The sequence below is a fragment of the Arthrobacter sp. MYb221 genome (assembly GCF_002979835.1).
Taxonomy (GTDB): Bacteria; Actinomycetota; Actinomycetes; order Actinomycetales; family Micrococcaceae; genus Glutamicibacter.
Genome location: NZ_PCPW01000031.1, coordinates 1 through 3,396, shown reverse-complemented (window position 1 = coordinate 3,396; position 3,396 = coordinate 1). Strand labels below are relative to the sequence as shown.

Genomic DNA, 3,396 nt, shown 5'->3' with positions numbered 1-3,396 from the left:
TCTTGTTAATTATATCTCAAGAATGACTGGATTAATAGTGCCGGAGGTGGATTCTTCCCCAGCATTCCGGGGAACTCTAACTATTCATGGGGAGCCGATGTCCAGAGCCCTGAACATGCGCCGGTATAAGTATGCGGGAGCGCAAAGGAACGGCGAGCAGAGGTAATTGTTAGCGGCAGTGCGTGGATTTAGGAGTGCTGTCCGGTCCGCGCGCTGCTGCTACCGTTTCGATACACTCGTGCTACCAAATACGTCTGCTAAACAGTCAGGCACGCTGCGGGCCGAAGGAGGGCGATTCTTGAACGCATATACGAGCTCAGGGTGATCTGCACGCGGGTTCCTTCTAGCGTGCGAATGATCGGCTCGACCCCGAGCGCGTCTTTGTGCTTGTCGATGAAATCGACAACTACTTTGAAGGGCGGTCGAGCTCCGCTGCGAAGGAAGTCGCGGCCATCTTGAGGAACTCGTTGGCCTGCTAAAATTCTGCGCATTCGGCGGGAGGGCGCTTGTTCGCGGCTTCCAGACCCACAGACTGTGCCGGAACCGGGGCACCACTCATCTTGTATCTGCGGCCCCAAGCGCGCAGAGTCCCGCTGCTCAGCAGCAGGTCGTTGGCTATGCGCCTCATCGCTTCGCTAGCTATGTCGGGATTCGACTGGGCGTGGAGCGCCAGATCAATACCGCGGCACTTTAGATCGTCCGTGTATTTGATCGGCAAGAGAGGAGTATTTCTTTACTTTCCTTGCCTCAATTAAACCCGGTGTGATTCAAAAGTTATGCAACACGTACGCTAATAATCAGCCTAGTCCGAGAATTTCAAAAATGTGTTCCACGCTAAGTACCGAGCAAGGCCCCTGCCGTTGGGTAAACTGCGTGTGTAGAACGCATAACTAACTCGGCAATAACGAACGAACTCACCTCTGTTCCAACACGCAAAACCATAAGTTGTTTGAACTAACGTGAGCGGAGACGTTCAACCCATCCCCTATAATCGGTTTGATACGTGTCCATCTGCAGAGGGGGAGGAACGACATCACGCGATTCCTCAAAGTTCCAAATAATACTCGAATAGGTTTCACGGACTAGTAAGCAAAGAAATCATCGTCCGTAGAGTGTAAATAAATAAAATATACATAAGCGTTAAAAACGAAAACTTGAGGTAATGATGAAAAATTTTCCTGCTGTAATTTGGAGTAAAAATAGGCTAGGCTCGATCGACGATCTTTACCTTTCTGAAAATATTTATTTCTTTTCTGAATCAAATATTGTCGCTCACGGTGAATGGTCCGTTCTTGGCTTTCAGGGAAATGGTGTCATGGATGGCCAATTCATTAAATCTTCTGCCGATCTTTTCGAGCAACTAATCCCCTCACTTGATGCAGGAAAAGCAGTACATCAATTCAATCAAGGATTCCGAGGCGCTGGAATCGCCTACCTGAAAAATAACTCATCTAACACCTTGTATGCATTACCGGATGTCTTGGGTGAAGCAATCCTCTTTCACTACACGTTCGAAGATATTGAAATAATTACTGGTGATCTCCAGGAGATCGAACATTTGACTGCCAAGTTGAATCTTCCACTAACTAAATCCTTGAATTACGCTCTTGAATTGGCTGTTTCTAGCAATGGAGGATTCACTAAGAGTAGTTATTCCGAGGTCGAAACGTTAGACATGTTACAATACGCCATTGTATCTCGGAATGGAATTAAAGTTGAATATTACGAAAATGCAACTACGTTCTTCAATTCGTCACTGTCAAACGAAGAACTCCTAAACTTGGCGGTTGCCGAGATTCAAGAAAATGTCTTAGCTGCGACCAGCAGCACTTCGTCACAAAAAATTGCACATCTCACCGGCGGTTTTGATAGTCGCCTAGTCCTTGCTGCCGCGAAATCGCAAGGTGTCGTAGATAAGCTCCGTTTCTTCTGCAAAGGTGATCCTATACAGGAAGATACAAAAATAGCTCAGTCTGCAGCAGCAAAGGTCGGCGCTATAATGACCGCAAATAACGGCTCCCCAAGCGATTATCAGATCTCCGACTATGGCGGGGCGTTGCTTAGTTCAATGCTCGTATCGAGTGGAATCTTGCCGGTGGGACCAAGTGCTGGTCACAAAGAGGCAGATATCACCCTACTCAGCGGTGGCTATGGCGAAACTTTCAGATCCTTTTATGGCACCAGGATAGGCGAACTTAATGGCAACAGCTTATCAGGAGCTCACTTTGGTTCTAAGATTTGGGGTTCCTATCTATTCGCACCTGATGGAACAGGGCTATTCTCAAGTGAGTTCATCGATAACTATGCTTCCAAAATTGATTCTGAGTTGGAAAAGGGTAGATTCCTGGGTGTTCAGGAAGAAGATTTACCTGACTACTTATATCTTCAAATTAGAAATCGCTATTTTGTCGGTACGATCACCACTAACTGGAACCGTTACATAAATAGGTTTGATCCACTTTATTCACCTTCCGGAATTCAGCTTGCATTCAAATTAGGACTGAAAGCTCGAATAGATAATCTCATTGGTTACGAATTGATGCATAGACTGTGCAAACCACTTCTAGACGTACCTTTCGACTCCAAAAAGTTTGGTGATTCAGTTGAACTCAAGTACGACTACGTGCAACCAGCTTCATACAATCACGTACGTCCAAAAAATGACGACGCCATGCCAAGCACTACACTTGCGATCAATTCAGGATTGCTAACTATTCCGACCGTGACGAAAGAGGATATTGAATACGCTAAAAAAATCAACGCTCGCGTTTCCCAAGTGGCTGGTCGCGCACATGCGCGCGAGGCTGTATCACTAGTCATTCGCAAACGAGATCGCGTTGAGCTCTCCAAGATATTCAATATGGAAGAAATCGATATGCTTGTTCAAAAGCCAGCAAACACGAGAGTTCGAATTCGAACTCTTTACGCTTTACTTTCAAGCTTCCTCTGGTTATCAGACGAGAATGACAAGAAACGAATCGTGTGTTCACCCAAGAAGTTCTAAGAACTGATATGTAGAAAAGTTTCTCAAGAGTCATTGGTAACCGACCTCGGACCATTTATGAAAGTAGTTCGGGGCCGGTCCTATAGAGCCACACGTATGTGTCAGGGGTGAACGGTAGCAACGCCTCACCGAAAATCCGCCCACCCATCTGGCGAGAACCCGGAAACATGCCAAAATATGGCTTGATGGTACCGGCAGTCCGGCTAAGTGGTGTGAAATCTCTGCACTTCGTGGACAACCGATCTTATGACTTTGTGTGTCCTGTCTCAGCACATTGCGGACACACGATCTCATAAGATCGTAGACACCATTGTTTAGCCCAGATTTTTCATGGAGACTCTCAAGCCCACCGGATCGGTATCACGCCGGACTTCCGGTGGGTTTCCTGAATT

At 46.6% G+C, this 3,396-nt stretch carries 1 protein-coding gene; it reads left to right on the top strand.

Annotated elements, in window-relative coordinates:
* Positions 1 to 1,162 precede the first annotated feature (1,162 nt).
* Positions 1,163 to 3,004 (top strand): hypothetical protein, encoded by a 1,842-nt coding sequence (locus tag CQ015_RS18490; protein WP_105650840.1) that lies wholly within the window; start codon positions 1,163 to 1,165, stop codon positions 3,002 to 3,004.
* Positions 3,005 to 3,396: the final 392 nt, after the last annotated feature.